Origin of the sequence: Nocardioides sp. (genome assembly GCF_030655615.1) — a bacterium.
In the GTDB taxonomy this organism is placed as follows: Bacteria; Actinomycetota; Actinomycetes; order Propionibacteriales; family Nocardioidaceae; genus Nocardioides.
On sequence record NZ_JAURVJ010000171.1, the window covers coordinates 1 to 13,672 of the forward strand.

General features: G+C 72.0%; 13 protein-coding genes. 7 read left to right on the plus strand and 6 right to left on the minus strand.

Annotated elements, in window-relative coordinates:
- Positions 1 to 219 precede the first annotated feature (219 nt).
- Complete coding sequence (locus Q7T52_RS14015) at positions 220 to 498, plus strand: GlsB/YeaQ/YmgE family stress response membrane protein (RefSeq protein WP_304803499.1); 279 nt, start codon at positions 220 to 222, stop codon at positions 496 to 498.
- Positions 499 to 538: 40 nt separating this feature from the next.
- A complete protein-coding gene (locus Q7T52_RS14020; RefSeq protein WP_304803501.1) occupies positions 539 to 676 on the plus strand; it encodes a hypothetical protein in 138 nt (45 codons plus the stop codon).
- A 9-nt stretch (positions 677 to 685) separates the two neighbouring features.
- Here the strand turns inward: Q7T52_RS14020 and Q7T52_RS14025 are convergent, their stop codons facing one another.
- Positions 686 to 1,252, minus strand: coding sequence for a DUF664 domain-containing protein (locus Q7T52_RS14025; RefSeq protein WP_304803503.1), 567 nt, complete (start codon positions 1,250 to 1,252; stop codon positions 686 to 688).
- A 114-nt stretch (positions 1,253 to 1,366) separates the two neighbouring features.
- Positions 1,367 to 2,470, minus strand: coding sequence for a calcium:proton antiporter (locus Q7T52_RS14030; protein ID WP_304803505.1), 1,104 nt, complete (start codon positions 2,468 to 2,470; stop codon positions 1,367 to 1,369).
- A gap of 59 nt (positions 2,471 to 2,529) precedes the next feature.
- Here Q7T52_RS14030 and Q7T52_RS14035 point away from each other — a divergent pair, with 59 nt between their 5' ends.
- Both Q7T52_RS14035 and Q7T52_RS14040 read left to right on the plus strand, forming a co-directional pair.
- On the plus strand, positions 2,530 to 4,179 hold the full coding sequence (locus tag Q7T52_RS14035) for a DHA2 family efflux MFS transporter permease subunit (RefSeq protein ID WP_304803507.1): 1,650 nt from the start codon (positions 2,530 to 2,532) through the stop codon (positions 4,177 to 4,179).
- Between the two features lie 10 nt (positions 4,180 to 4,189).
- On the plus strand, positions 4,190 to 6,151 hold the full coding sequence (locus Q7T52_RS14040) for a TIGR03960 family B12-binding radical SAM protein (RefSeq protein ID WP_304803509.1): 1,962 nt from the start codon (positions 4,190 to 4,192) through the stop codon (positions 6,149 to 6,151).
- A 22-nt stretch (positions 6,152 to 6,173) separates the two neighbouring features.
- On the opposite strand, the gene Q7T52_RS14045 is transcribed toward Q7T52_RS14040, so the two are convergent.
- The 3 genes from Q7T52_RS14045 to Q7T52_RS14055 form a co-directional block, all read right to left on the minus strand.
- The gene (locus Q7T52_RS14045) at positions 6,174 to 6,911 is read right to left on the minus strand and encodes an SDR family NAD(P)-dependent oxidoreductase (RefSeq protein WP_304803510.1); all 738 of its coding nucleotides are present in this window, start codon (positions 6,909 to 6,911) and stop codon (positions 6,174 to 6,176) included.
- 115 nt (positions 6,912 to 7,026) lie between these two features.
- On the minus strand, positions 7,027 to 7,536 hold the full coding sequence (locus tag Q7T52_RS14050) for a hypothetical protein (RefSeq protein ID WP_304803512.1): 510 nt from the start codon (positions 7,534 to 7,536) through the stop codon (positions 7,027 to 7,029).
- Positions 7,537 to 7,538: 2 nt separating this feature from the next.
- The gene (locus tag Q7T52_RS14055; RefSeq protein ID WP_304803514.1) at positions 7,539 to 8,276 is read right to left on the minus strand and encodes a DUF4190 domain-containing protein; all 738 of its coding nucleotides are present in this window, start codon (positions 8,274 to 8,276) and stop codon (positions 7,539 to 7,541) included.
- A gap of 98 nt (positions 8,277 to 8,374) precedes the next feature.
- Between Q7T52_RS14055 and Q7T52_RS14060 the strand changes: the two genes are divergently transcribed.
- The gene (locus tag Q7T52_RS14060; protein WP_304803516.1) at positions 8,375 to 9,598 is read left to right on the plus strand and encodes a winged helix DNA-binding domain-containing protein; all 1,224 of its coding nucleotides are present in this window, start codon (positions 8,375 to 8,377) and stop codon (positions 9,596 to 9,598) included.
- On the opposite strand, the gene Q7T52_RS14065 is transcribed toward Q7T52_RS14060, so the two are convergent.
- Positions 9,568 to 9,870, minus strand: coding sequence for a hypothetical protein (locus Q7T52_RS14065; RefSeq protein ID WP_304803517.1), 303 nt, complete (start codon positions 9,868 to 9,870; stop codon positions 9,568 to 9,570). The genes Q7T52_RS14060 and Q7T52_RS14065 overlap by 31 nt on opposite strands.
- 34 nt (positions 9,871 to 9,904) lie before the next feature.
- On the opposite strand from Q7T52_RS14065, the gene Q7T52_RS14070 reads away from it, so the two are divergent.
- Entirely contained in the window at positions 9,905 to 10,636 is a 732-nt protein-coding gene (locus Q7T52_RS14070) for a TIGR03936 family radical SAM-associated protein (protein ID WP_304803519.1), read from the plus strand.
- A 320-nt stretch (positions 10,637 to 10,956) separates the two neighbouring features.
- The coding region (locus Q7T52_RS14075) for an Rne/Rng family ribonuclease (RefSeq protein WP_304803521.1) at positions 10,957 to 13,672 on the plus strand (2,716 nt) is incomplete at its 3' end.

Sequence of the window (13,672 nt, forward strand, 5' to 3'; positions counted from 1 at the left end):
AGCCGGGCGGCGAGCCGGTCCTCGAGGCGGGCCGCGCCCTGCCCCCACGCGATCGAGTCCCCGAGCACCGCGAGCCGCACCGTCATGTGTCCATCCTCCAGCCGGGGCCAAGACCTCCCGCCGGTCAGGTCACCCCGGCAGGCGTAGGCGGATCGATCGGGCACGGGCACCGGTGGGGTGATGACAACTGCGTCGTCGTGAACTGAAGGAGACGCTCCTGTGGGAGAGATCATCGGCATCCTGGTGGCCGGCCTCGTCATCGGCCTGCTCGGCAAGCTGGTCGCGCCGGGCGACAAGGACAACATCCCGCTCTGGCTGACGCTGGTCTGCGGCATCGGCGGTGTGCTCATCGGGCTCGGCGTCTATCGCGCCTTCGGCGGCGACGGCTCCAACGGCGTCGACTGGACGCGCTGGATCGTCTCGATCGCCATCGCGGCCGTGCTCGTCGTCGTCGCGTCGACCGTCACCGGTCGCAGCAAGGTCACCGCACGACGCTGAGCCGCGCCCGACACCCACCCATTCAGAAAGCAGGTCCGACATGAAGCTCCTCCGCACCGGCGCCCTGGCCGGTCTCGGCAAGCTGGCCTACGACCAGGCCCGCAAGCCGCAGAACCGGGCACGCCTGAAGCAGGCCGTCGCCAAGGCACGTTCGAAGAAGCGCCCCGACACGCGTTGAGCGACCTCGTCAGCCGCTCGTAGGCCGCCAGTCGGCGGGCGGGTCCTCGCCGACCCGGCCGTCGACGGCCTCGCGGATGAGGTCGGCGTGACCGGTGTGGCGGCCGTACTCCTCGACCAGGTCGAAGACCATCCGGCGCAGCGACGCGTGGTGGCCCTCGCCGTCGGAGGCGTCGACGAGCTGGTCGAGCCCCTCGCCGGCCAGTCGCGCGGTCAGGTCGGCGCGGTAGCGCTCGACGGCCCCGTCGTAGAGGGCGTAGAGGTCGGCGGGGGAGTCGTCGGCCGCCGAGCGGAACTCCCAGTCGTCGCTGCCGTCGTGCGCCCGGTAGGGCGAGTCGGCGTCGTCGGTCATGTCGCCGCCGCCGATCTTGGTGATCCGGTGGTAGTCCTCGACGAGGGCGAGGTGCTTGAGCAGGGCGCCGAGCGTCAGGCTCGACGGACCGATGGTGGTCGCGAGGCCGTCCGCGTCGAGGCCGTCGACCTTCCAGCGGAACGTCGCGCGGAGGCGGTCGAGCGCGCCGACGAGGTGCTCGACCTCGGTGCCGGCGAGCGGGGGTTCCCAGGGAGGTGTCGTCATGGCGGCGACGCTAGGACCGATCGCGGACGGATCGCGTCCCCGGTCGGTTCGGGAGCCGGTCAACGGCCGGTCAACGGCCGGTCAGCGGCCGGTCAACGGCCGGTCAACGGCCGGTCAGGGGTTGGCGGCGAGGAAGAGGTACGCCGCCAGCAGGACCAGGTGGACGCCACCGTTGAGCGGCTTGGCCCGGCCGGGGACGACGGTGAGCACGCTGACGACGACCGAGAGCATGAGCAGCACGATCTGCATCGGCTCGAGGCCGAGGTCGAGCGGGCCGTCGAGCCAGATCGAGGCGATCGCGATGGCCGGGATGGTCAGGCCGATCGAGGCCATGGCCGAGCCGTAGGCCAGGTTGAGGCTGGTCTGCACGTTGTCGCGGGCGGCGGCGCGCGCCGCGGCGATCGACTCCGGCAGCAGCACGGTCAGGGCGATCACGACGCCGACGAACGCGTGCGGGAAGCCGACGGCGGCGACGCCGTCCTCGATGGCGGGGGAACACACCTTGGCGAGCCCGACCACCGCGACGAGCGCCACGAGCAGGAGACCGAGGCTGGTCCAAGCGGCGCGGCCGGACGGCGGGTCGGCGTGGCCGTCGCCGTCGTCGTCGCGCGGGCCGCGCTTGCCGGTCGGCACAGGGAGGAAGAAGTCGCGGTGCCGCACGGTCTGGGTGAAGACGAACATCCCGTAGAGCGTGATCGACGCGACCGCGGCGAAGGCCAGCTGGGAGCTGGTGAACGTCGGCCCGGACTCGGCCGTGAACCGCGGCAGCACCAGCGCGACGCCGGCCAGCGCGATGACGGTCGCGAGCGCGGAGCCGGTGCCCTCGGGGTTGAAGGTGGCCAGGTGGTGCTTGAGCGCGCCGACCACCAGGGCCAGGCCGACGATGCCGTTGACCGTGATCATCACCGCGGCGAAGACGGTGTCGCGGGCCAGCGTCGAGGTGTCGTCGCCGCCGCTGACCATGAGCGTGACGATCAGCGCGACCTCGATCACCGTCACCGCGACGGCCAGCACCAACGAGCCGAACGGCTCCCCGACCCGGTGGGCCACGACCTCGGCGTGGTGGACGGCAGCGAGCACCGCACCGATGAGGACGATCCCCACGACGACCGACAGCGCCACCGGCAGGTAGCGACCCCAGGTCGGCACGAGCACCGCGAGCGCCACCACCGGCACCACCGTCGTCCAGGTGAACCGGCTCTGCATCGTCTCGCTCATCGTCCTCAACCTTATGGGGTGGCTGTCGACACCCGGGACGGCCACTACGCTGGTTGACCGTGGCAACTACCGACGACGGCGCGACGACCGAGACCGACACCACCGAGTCCGGTGACTACTCGCACGCCCAGATCCTGGCGATCCTCGCCGGCCTGATGATGGGCATGTTCCTCGGTGCCCTCGACCAGACGATCGTCAGCACGTCGATCCGGACGATCGCCGACGACCTCAACGGCCTCTCGATCCAGGCGTGGGTGACGACGGCCTACCTCATCACCGCCACGATCACGACGCCGATCTACGGCAAGCTCGGCGACCTCTACGGTCGCAAGAAGCTGTTCCTCTTCGCCATCTCGGTCTTCATCGTCGGCTCGGCGCTGTGCTCGTTCGCCGGGTCGATGACCCAGCTGGCGGCCTTCCGCGCCCTCCAGGGTCTCGGCGCCGGCGGCCTGTTCACCCTGGTGCTGGCGATCATCGGCGACCTGGTCAGCCCGCGTGAGCGGGCCCGCTACACCGGCTACTTCATGGCCATGTTCGGCACGTCGAGCGTGCTGGGCCCGCTGATCGGCGGCTTCTTCGCCGGCACCGACTCGATCTTCGGCGTGACCGGCTGGCGCTGGGTGTTCCTCGTCAACGTGCCGATCGGCCTGGCGGCCCTGGTCGTCGTGACCCGCACGCTCCACCTCAAGACGCCGGCGCCCACCGGCAAGATCCGCATCGACTGGTGGGGCGCCGCGTCGCTCGTCGTCGCCCTCGTCCCCGTGCTCACCGTGGCCGAGCAGGGCCGCGAGTGGGGCTGGGTCTCCGGACGCTCGATCACGGCCTACGTCGTCGGCGCGATCGGCCTGGTCGCGTTCGTCCTCGCCGAGCGGGCGATGGGCGACGCCGCCCTGATCCCGCCCAAGCTGTTCAAGATCCGCGCCGCCCTGGTGACGATCACGGCCAGCGTCGTGGTCGGGGTCGCGATGTTCGGCGGCATCTTCCTGCTGCCGCTCTACATGCAGATCGTCCACGGTGCGTCGCCGACCGAGTCGGGCCTGCTGACCCTGCCCATGGTGGCGGGCCTGATGATCGCCTCGATCGGGTCGGGGCGGATCATCAGCCGCACCGGGCAGGTCCGGATGTTCCCGATCGTCGGGTCGGCGCTGGTGGTGGTCGCGCTCGTGCTGCTCTCCTTCACCACAGCCGACACCGCACTCGTCCTGGTGATGCTCGCGATGCTGGTGCTCGGCCTCGGCCTCGGTCAGTGCATGCAGCCGCTGCTGCTGACGATGCAGAGCGCCGTGCCGCCCTCCGACATCGGCGTCGCCACCTCCTCGGCCACGTTCTTCCGCCAGATGGGCGGCACCCTCGGCGTCGCCGTCCTGCTCTCGGTCCTCTTCGGCACCGTCGGTGGCAACATCTCGACCGCCTTCGCCGACGAGGGCGACAACCCCAAGGTCGCGGCCGCCCTGCAGGACCCGTCGTTCCAGGACACCCTCGCCGGCGTCCAGGACGACTCCTCGGTCATCGAGACCCTCGACCCCGCCGTCGCCCACCCGATCAAGGTCGGCTTCGCCGAGTCCATGGACACCGTCTTCCTGCTGGCCGCGGGGGCCGGGCTCCTGGCGTTCCTGATCCTGCTGCTGATGCCCAAGGTCGAGCTCCGGGCGACCTCGGCGGCTGCGGCGGCCCGCGCCGAATCGGGGACCGGACCGCCCCGTCCGTAGACTGGAACCCATGTCTGCGAGCGTCTTCCCCCGCCTCGAGCCGCACCTGCCGTCGGTGTCCAAGCCGATCCAGTACGTCGGCGGTGAGCTCAACTCCACGGTCAAGGAGTGGGACTGCGCGCCGGAGGGCGAGACGGTCCGCTGGGCGCTGATGTATCCCGACGCCTACGAGGTCGGGCTGCCCAACCAGGGCGTCCAGATCCTCTACGAGGTGCTCAACGAGCGCGACTGGATCGTCGCCGAGCGCACCTACGCCGTGTGGCCCGACATGGAGGCGGTGCTCCGCACGGGCGACGCGCTGGGGCCGATCCCGCAGTTCACCGTCGACGCGCACCGCTCGGTCAAGGACTTCGACGTCTTCGGGCTGAGCTTCTCGACCGAGCTCGGCTACACCAACATGTTCAACGCCCTCGACCTGGCCGGCATCCCGCTGCACGCGGCCGACCGCACCGACGCCGACCCCGTCGTCCTCGCCGGCGGGCACGCGGCCTTCAACCCCGAGCCGGTCGCCGACTTCATCGACGCCGCCGTGCTCGGCGACGGCGAGGAGGTCGTCCTCGCGATCTCCGAGGTCGTGCGCGAGTGGAAGACCGAGGGTCGTCCCGGTGGGCGCGACGAGCTGCTCCGGCGGCTCGCGGTCACCGGCAACATCTACGTGCCGCGCTTCTACGACGTGACCTACGGCGCCGACGGCGCGATCGTCGCGGTCGTGCCCAACCGGCCCGGCATCCCGCGCCGCGTCACCAAGCACACGCTGATGGACCTCGACGCCTGGCCTTACCCGGCCAAGCCGCTGGTCCCGCTCGCCGAGACGGTCCACGAGCGGTTCAGCGTCGAGATCTTCCGCGGCTGCACGCGCGGCTGCCGCTTCTGCCAGGCCGGCATGATCACGCGACCCGTGCGCGAGCGGTCGATCGAGACCATCGGCGCGATGGTCGAGAACGGCATCCGCAAGTCGGGCTTCGAGGAGGTCGGGCTGCTGTCGCTGTCGAGCGCCGACCACACCGAGATCGGCGAGCTCGCCACCGACCTGGCCGACCGCTACGAGGGCTCCAACGTCTCGCTGTCGCTGCCGAGCACCCGTGTCGACGCCTTCAACATCACGCTGGCCAACGAGTTCTCCCGCAACGGCCGGCGCTCCGGCCTCACCTTCGCGCCCGAGGGCGGCAGCGAGCGGATGCGCAAGGTGATCAACAAGATGGTCACCGAGGAGGACCTGATCCGGACCGTCGCCGCGGCCTACTCCCACGGCTGGCGCCAGGTGAAGCTCTACTTCATGGTCGGCCTGCCGACCGAGACCGACGACGACGTCATGCAGGTCGCCGAGCTCGCCAAGGCCGTGATCGCCAAGGGCCGCGAGGTCACCGGCAAGAACGACATCCGCTGCACCGTGTCGATCGGGGGGTTCGTGCCCAAGCCGCACACGCCGTTCCAGTGGGCCGCCCAGCTCGACGTGGAGACGACCGACGCCCGTCTGAAGAAGCTGCGTGACGTCGTACGCGACGACAAGCGCTACGGCCGCGCGATCGGCTTCCGCTACCACGACGGCAAGCCCGGGATCGTCGAGGGACTCCTGTCCCGCGGCGACCGCCGGGTCGGCAAGGTCATCGAGGCCGTGTGGCGCGACGGCGGCCGCTTCGACGGCTGGAGCGAGCACTTCTCGTTCGAGCGCTGGATGGCGGCGGTCGAGTCCGGCCTCGCCGGCACCGGCGTCGACCTCGACTGGTACACCACCCGCGAGCGCGGCTACGACGAGACCATGCCCTGGGACCACCTCGACTCGGGCCTCGACAAGGACTGGCTCTGGGCCGACTGGGAGGACGCCCTCGCAGTCGCTGACGGCACCTCCGACGTCGAGGTCGAGGACTGCCGCTGGACCCCCTGCTACGACTGTGGCGTCTGTCCGGAGATGAACACCGAGATCCAGATCGGCCCCACCGGCCAGCGTCTGCTGCCGCTCGCCGTGGTCTGAGCGGCGCCGTTCAGCGCTCGACTCAGCCTCGTCCCAGCAGGGTGCCGCCGTTGACCTGGACGATCTGGCCGGTGGTCCACCCGGCGTCCTCAGCGGCGAGGTAGGCGACTGCGGCGGCGACCTCGTCCGGGGTGCCTGGCCGGTTCATCGGGATCGGGCCGACGCGGGACGCGTAGAGCTCGTCGGTCATCCGCGCCGACCAGAACTCGGTGTCGGGCACGAAGCCGGGCGCGACGATGTTGACCGTGATCTCCTCCGGTGCGAGCTGGGTCGCGAGCCCGAGCCCCCAGCCGTGGAGCGCCGCCTTGGCTGCGGCGTAGGGTCCGGCGCCGCGCAGGCCCGCGATGGAGGACATCAGCACGATCCGCCCGCCAGGGCGGGCGATCCTCGGCACGAGCGCCTCGGTGGCGAGGACTGCAGTGATGACGTTGCCCTCGAAGTCGGCCCGGAATCCGTCGGCCACGGCGGCGAGGTCGTGCCGGCTGGCGGCGTAGTTCCCTCCCGCGTTGTTGACCAGGACGTGCACCTGCTCGGGCGCCGCCTCGGCCAACCCGGCGACTGCGTCGGGGTCGGTCAGGTCGGCGGAGTGCGCGCGGACCGCCTCTCGCCCGAGGGTCGCGTTGACGGCCTCCGCGGTCTCGTTCAGAGGCTGCTCGCGCCGCCCCACGACCAGGACGTCGCACCCGTCGGCGGCCAGCCGCGCCGCGATCGCCCTGCCGAGCCCCGTCCCGCCGCCGGTCACCACCGCGTTCCTCGCCATGGGGTGAGCCTAGGCTCCGGGAGCTGCGCGCGCCCGCGGGCAACCTCGTCGGCGTGGTCGTGCAGGGCCGACCCACGCTGACCCGTCGTAGATCTACGACGGGTCGGCGTGATCTTCAGCCGAGGAGCTTCTCGCCGAGGTGGCCGTCGGCGGAGCGGACGTAGCAGACGAGGCGGTCGAAGGGGTCGACGTTCTCGGGCTGGTCGATGAGGAGGCCCCAGTCGAGGGCCGGGTCGGCGGCGGTGAGGCGGGCGACGTCGGCGTCGGACATCAGGTCGCTGCAGACACCCTCGGCGTCGTCGAGCTCGGCCGGACCGGCCATGGCCTCGCCGACCCGGGTGGTCAGGACGATCTCGGCGTCGTGGGCGCGGTCGCAGTCGGCCTCGGTGATGTCGATGCGGCCGGCGGACTCGGCGATGTCGACGCACTGGCCAGCCTGGGCCGTCTCGGGGGTCAGGGACTCGCCCTTGTCGGCCCCGCGGAAGGCGACGAGCACGACGCAGAAGCCGATCGCCGCCGCGAGGACCGCCCCGACCGCCACCTTGACGCCGGTGTGGATCCCGTGGCGTCGGTGGCGGGGGTCGTCCTCGGTCGAGGCGGTGACCGGCTCGTGCGAGGTGGTCACGCTCAGGGCTGGAGCTTCTTGTCGAGCTGGCCGCTGGCCGGCTCGACGTAGCAGAAGTAGGGCTCGGTGCCGGTCGGGTTGCCGTCCTCGCTGACCAGCTGCCAGTCGTAGTCCTCGCCGATGGCCGCGACGTAGGCCTCGTCCATGTTGGCCGAGCAGATCACCCGGGAGATCGCGGAGTCGGTGATGTCGTTGATGTCGGCGGGGACGAAGTCCGGGTCGATGTCGTCGGCGGTGCCGGCGTAGACGATCTCGGCGTCGTGGTCCTCGCCGCAGTCGGCCTCGCGGGGGATGATCTCGTCGTCGCTGGTGTCGACGTTGATGCACTGACCGGCCTTGGCCTCGTCGACCGAGATGACCGAGCCCAGGTAGTTGGCGAAGAAGCCGATGCCGACCGCGGCGATGATCGTGCCGAGGATGCCGACGATCACGGCGGTGAGCGCGGCCCAGCGGCCCTTGCGCTTGCCGCCCTTGGTGCGGCTCAGGCCGACGAAGCCGAGGATCGCGCCGATGATCGACAGGCAGCAGGTCAGGCTGAGGATGAACCCGATGATCGAGACGGCGTCGGTCTTCTTGGGCGCCTCGTTGCCGCCGTAGGGGTTGGGCTGGCCGTAGCCCCCGCCCTGGCCGCCGTAGCCACCACCAGGCTGGCCGTAGCCGCCACCAGGCTGGCCGTAGCCGCCACCGGGCTGCTCGGGGCTGCCGTAGGGGTTGGTGTTGGGGTCATAGGGGTTGCTCATCGCACTGGTCCTCTGTACGCGCGGGCCCGGCGGGCGCCGGGTCGTGGTGGGCGACAGTGTGTCAGGTGTCGACGTCCGGATCGGGCAGGATGGCGCGGGTGCGGCACATTCCTGACGCCGAGCGCCGGGCGCGCCTCGGTCGCCGGCACGCCCTGGCGCCGTCGGCGCGGGCCGCCGACCCGGAGGCCGCGACCCGGGCGATGACTGTCCTGCACTCGACCGAGCCGGCGACGGTCTTCCTCTCCTGCTGGGCACGGGTCGACGGGATGACGGTGGCCGACGTCGACCGGGCGCTCTACGACGACCGCACCCTGGTCAAGCAGCTCGCCATGCGCCGCACCCTGTTCGTCCTCCCGCGCGACCTGCTGCCCGCCGTGTGGGGGAGCGCCTCGGCCCGGGTCGCCGAGGCCGAGCTCAAGCGGATGGCCAAGGACGTCGAGAAGGCCGGCCTCGCCGCCGACGGCACCCGCTGGGTGCTCGACGCGCGCGACGCGATCCTCGCCGGGCTCGGTGCCCGCGCCGACGGGATGACCGCCGTCGAGGTCCGCGAGCTGCTGCCGCAGGTGGCGGTGAAGTTCGACGTGACCGCCGGCTCGGTGTGGAACCACGGCCGGCTGCTGACCCACCTCGGCCTTACTGCCGAGCTCGTCCGCGGCACCAACACCCAGCACTGGCGGCTCTCCCGGCCCCGGTGGACGCTGATGCCCGACTGGCTCGGCGAGACGCCGCCGCCGGCCCTCCCGGTCGAGGAGGGGTACGCCGAGATCGTGCGGCGCTGGCTGCACACCTTCGGGCCCGGGACCGAGGCCGACCTGGTCTGGTGGCTCGGCGCCACCAAGAAGGCGGTGCGCGACGCACTGGCCACCCTCGACGCCGTCGCCGTGTCGCTGGACGGCGGCGGGACCGGCTACGTGCTGCCGGGCGACGACGGCACCGACGACGGCACCGACGAGGGCGAGGGGGAGGGGCCGCTCGAGCCGTGGGTCGCGCTGCTCCCGGTGCTCGACCCGACCGTGATGGGCTGGAAGGAGCGGGCCTGGTACCTCGGCGCCCACGGACCTGACCTCTTCGACCGCAACGGCAACGCCGGCACCACCGCCTGGGTCGACGGCCGGGTCGTCGGCTGCTGGGTCCAGGACGAGGCCGGCGTCGTGTCGGTCCACCTGCTCGAGAAGCTCCCCGCGGCCACCCGCGCCGCGCTCGACGCCGAAGCCGCACGCCTCACCGACTGGCTGGACGGCACACGCGTCGGCACGGTCTATCCCAGCCCGGCGATGCGCGCGGCTCGCGATCAGGCGACGGGTGGCTCCAGCGCCCGCTGAGCCGGACCCACCAGCTCGAGCAGGGCGTCGACGCGGCGCCACTCGTGCTCAGGCACCTTGAGCCGGAAGCCCGCCCCGACAGCGCCCGGCCGAGCCATCACCCGCACCTGGCGTCGTCCCTTGCGGTCGGGCTCCTCGACCTCGACGGTGAGCATCGCCAGGTGCAGGGTGACCCCCTCGTTGAACTGCCAGTAGTAGAGGCTGAGCGTCGTGGCGGTGAGCTCGACCACGACGTCGCCGGCCGTCGCGTCCTCGTACTTCACCCAGGGCATGGCGGGACGCTACTGCGCACTACCGTTGCCCACCATGAGTCGACAGCCCCCCGAGCAGCAGGCGCCGCCGGTGCAGCGGCTCCGGGTGCGCTACGCCAAGCGCGGCCGGCTGCGCTTCACCAGCCACCGCGACTTCAGCCGGTCCTTCGAGCGGGCGGTCTTCCGGGCCCGCGTGCCGATGGCGTACTCGTCCGGGTTCAACCCCCACCCCCGCATCTCCTACGCCGGCGCCGCACCCACCGGGTCGGCCAGCGAGGCCGAGTACCTCGAGATCGCCCTCGCCGAGGTCCTGGACCCTGCGGTCGTGCACCAGCAGCTCGACGAGGCCATGCCCGACGGCCTCGACGTCGTCCAGGTCGTCGACGCCGCCACGCTCCCGGCCGGCAGCCTCGCCGACCTGCTCTCGGCGAGCCGCTGGACGATCGACACCGCCGCCGACCCCGCCGGCGCGCGCGCCGCGGTCGACGCCTTCCTGGCCGAGGGATCGGTGGTCGTGGAGCGGATGACCAAGAAGGGGCTGCGCGAGTTCGACTGCCGCGCCGCCGTAGTGGCTCTCACCGTCGTCGACACCCCCGGCGCCGCCGGGGGTGCCCGCCTCGACCTCGTGCTGCGGCACACCGTCCCCGCCGTCCGGCCCGACGACGTGCTCACCGGGATCGGCCGGGTGACGGCCCTCGAGACCGGTCCGGCGCCGCTGCTGACCCGGCTCCAGCAGGGCCCGCTCGACGAGGCCGACGGCGCGGTGGGCGACCCCTTCGCCGTCTAGCGACGCCCCGACCGGGTCCGTTCCACCCCGCGCTGGGATCACGGCGGCCCTCCGGCCGTGTGCGATACTCGGCCTCGACGGCTCCTCCGCCGCCCCGACAGATCGGGACGGCACGGTGGGGAAGATCGTCGCCAGACCGCGACGCGGGTCTGGTCCGGTGACAGCGGACCAGGACGTAGCGACCGCGGCAGGCGAGGTCCGAACCAGCGTCGCACCGCGGGTGGTGCCGCCGAACACCCAGACTTCGTGGCGACACCCCGCGCTCTGCGCGGAGCAGCCACCAGACAGCCCGACCCCCGTCGGGCGAGGAGCAGCAGGCCATGGCTGACGACGACATCCAGGACGTTCCCTCGGCAGTGGAAGGCAGCGACACGCCGGCCGACACGCCGGTGGACGCCCCCACCGAGGCACCTGCCAAGAAGACCGCCGCCAAGCGGGCGCCGGCCAAGAAGGCCGCAGCGAAGAAGACCACCGCCAAGAAGGCCGCGGCCAAGAAGACCCTGGCCCCGGCCGAGGCCGACACCGGCGACACCACCGACACCACGGACACGGCCCTCACCACCGACACCCCCGAGCCCGAGCTGGCCGTCGAGGCTGCCGCCGGACCGGCCGAGCCCAAGCCGGCCAAGAAGGCCGCCAAGAAGGCGACCACCAGGAAGACCGCGGCCAAGAAGACCACCAAGAAGGCCGCCGAGCCGGCTCCCCAGGACGAGGCCGCCCCCGAGGCGTCCGCCCCGCAGGAGACCGCCGCGGAGGAGGCCGACTCCGGCACGATGCCGCTGTTCAAGGCGCCCGAGAAGGTCGCGCCGGCCAAGCGCACCCGCAGCCGCAAGGCGGCCGCACCGGTCGAGCCCGTCGAGACCCCGGCCGAGCCGGTCGAGGACCCCCTGCTCGAGGAGCCCGCGTCCGAGGAGGACGACGAGACCCCCGCCGAGGAGACCCCCGCCGACGAGCCGGCTGCCGAGACCGCTGAGGCGACGGACACCGAGACCGCAGAGGCGACGGACACCGACAGCGACAGCGAGTCCGACAGCGACTCCGACAGCGACTCCGACGCCGACTCCGAGGGCGACACCGGTCCCCGGCGTCGTCGTCGTCGCGGCGGGCGCCGTCGTCGTCGTACGGGCTCCGGTGACGGTGGCGACAACGGCGACAGCGACAGCAGTGACGACGCCAGCGACACCGACGACGAGTCCGACAGCGCCGAGGCCAAGGACCCCCAGGACGCCACCGACAACCAGGGCGGCAGCCAGGGCGGCGGCAACCGGGGCCGCAACCAGGGCGGCCGCGGCCGCCAGCCCAAGCAGACCCCCGACGAGGCGACCGATGGCGACGACGCCGAGGCGTCCGACAGCGGCGACGGTGACGGCGGTGACGGCGGTGACGGTGGTGACGGTGGCGACGGCTCCGGGACCTCCACCCGCCGGCGCCGCAAGCGCCGCCGCGAGGGCGAGGACGGCGCCGCCGCCGACGAGCCCGGCACCACCACGCGCGTACGCCGCCCGCGCTCGGCCGAGGACGAGATCACCTCGATCCAGGGCTCGACCCGGCTCGAGGCCAAGAAGCAGCGCCGCCGCGACGGCCGCGAGGCCGGTCGCCGCCGCGCCCCGATCGTCAGCGAGGCCGAGTTCCTGGCCCGCCGCGAGTCGGTCGAGCGGGTCATGGTGGTGCGCCAGCGAGACGAGCTCACCCAGATCGGCGTCCTCGAGGACAAGGTCCTCGTCGAGCACTACGTCGCCCGCGAGTCGCAGACCTCGCTGATCGGCAACATCTACCTCGGCCGCGTCCAGAACGTCCTGCCCTCCATGGAGGCGGCGTTCATCGACATCGGCAAGGGCCGCAACGCGGTCATCTACGCCGGCGAGGTCAACTGGTCGCAGCTCGGCCACAAGGACGGCCAGCCGCGCAAGATCGAGTCGGTCCTCTCCTCGGGCCAGACCATCCTGGTGCAGGTCAGCAAGGACCCCATCGGCCACAAGGGTGCCCGGCTCACCAGCCAGATCAGCCTGGCCGGCCGGTTCCTCGTCTACGTCCCCGACGGCACCACGTCCGGCATCTCCCGCAAGCTCCCCGACACCGAGCGCAACCGGCTCAAGACCCTCCTCAAGGAGGTCGTCCCGTCAACGGCCGGCGTCATCGTGCGCACGGCCGCCGAGGGCGCCAGCGAGGAGGAGCTGACCCAGGACGTCGAGCGCCTCAAGTCGCGCTGGGAGGAGATCGAGGCCAAGGCCAAGGGCAAGGGCGGCAACCCGCAGCTCCTGCACGGCGAGCCCGACCTGACCCTCAAGGTCGTCCGCGACCTCTTCACCGAGGACTTCGCCAAGCTCGTCATCCAGGGCGACGCCGCCTGGGAGCTCGTCCACGGCTACGTCGACTCGATGGCGCCCGACCTGCTCGAGCGCCTCGAGAAGTACGACGCCCCCGAGCACAACGACGTCGACCTCTTCGCGGCCTACCGGATCGACGAGCAGATCGCCAAGGCGCTCGACCGCAAGGTCTTCCTGCCCTCGGGCGGGTCGCTGGTCATCGACCGCACCGAGGCCATGACGGTCGTCGACGTCAACACCGGCAAGTTCACCGGCTCCGGGGGCAACCTCGAGGAGACGGTCACCAAGAACAACCTCGAGGCGGCCGAGGAGGTCGTGCGCCAGCTCCGGCTGCGCGACATCGGCGGCATCATCGTCGTCGACTTCATCGACATGGTCCTCGAGGCCAACCGCGACCTCGTGCTGCGCCGCATGGTCGAGTGCCTGGGCCGCGACCGCACCCGGCACCAGGTCGCCGAGGTCACCTCGCTCGGCCTGGTCCAGATGACGCGCAAGCGCATCGGCACCGGCCTCATCGAGTCGTTCAGCGAGAACTGCGACCACTGCCAGGGCCGCGGCGTCGTCATCCACGACATGCCGATCGAGCCGCGACGCGGCGCGTCCGACGACGGCAACGGCGGCGGCAGCGGCAGCGGCGGACGTGGCGGCAACCGGGGTGGCGGCGGGGACGCCGGCGCCGGTGGCCGCAGCAGCGGCAGCAACAGCGGCA